Source organism: Vibrio sp. TRT 21S02 (assembly GCF_050113675.1).
Taxonomy (GTDB): Bacteria; Pseudomonadota; Gammaproteobacteria; order Enterobacterales; family Vibrionaceae; genus Vibrio.
Genome location: NZ_JBNJOI010000065.1, coordinates 1 through 778, shown reverse-complemented (window position 1 = coordinate 778; position 778 = coordinate 1). Strand labels below are relative to the sequence as shown.

The 778-nt window shown below is 36.1% G+C and carries 1 protein-coding gene; it reads left to right on the top strand.

The features are described 5' to 3' along the window. The first annotated feature begins 49 nt into the window (after positions 1-49). Positions 50-658: a tetratricopeptide repeat protein gene (locus tag ACQEXU_RS21945; RefSeq protein ID WP_427012299.1), complete on the top strand. Its 609-nt coding sequence runs from the start codon at positions 50-52 to the stop codon at positions 656-658. The last annotated feature ends 120 nt before the right edge of the window (positions 659-778 follow it).

The window sequence follows — 778 nt, the reverse complement described above, 5'->3', positions numbered from 1 at the left end:
GCGTTGTTCGCACCTTAATGCGGCGTTATGAAATTTAGAGCATTAAAGAATGAAGAGTAAGAGATTAAAAATAGTATTTTTATTATTAGTGTCAATATTTGTAGGATGCTCAAATAAAAATATAAGTGAAGACTATATCTTTAGTGAGGAGTTTTTATCTAGTGACTTTTTAAAAGGGTATAAGCTATGGTCTATAAATAGAGACTGTGGAAGAGCATTACCATTTTTCCAGAAAGGAGTAAAAGAAAAGTCTTTTTTTGAACTCTCAAATTTATATTCTGAGTATTGCACAGGAGGCTATCATTTTTGGAATAGCATCACTATAGGTGGGAAGAGAGTTAATGGTATAAGTGATGATGAGCTAAACTGGATTGCAGATAAAGCTATGATTGGAAATCCTGTAGAATCATTTGCTTTAGGCCAGCTATATTTAAATGGTTATATTGTGGGTAAAGATATAGAAAGAGCTTTGCACTTCATGACTATTTCTGCGAAAGGTGGTTATGGCCATGCGCAATTACAATTAGCCTTAGTATTAATGGAAATTGGCGAATATCAGAACGCACATCTATGGCTAAAAGAAGCTGCAAGTAGTGGACAGTGGGGGGCTCAAGAAATGCTGGATGGGTTAGACGCGATTAATAACACAAATTCATAACAAAGCATTTAAGAGTGACTCACAACGCTTGGTGATCTCAGTTTAAACTTGGCTTTAGTGTTTAAGGTGCAGTGGTTTAGGTCGGGTGTTTAGCGTTGTTCGCACCTTAATGCGGCGTTA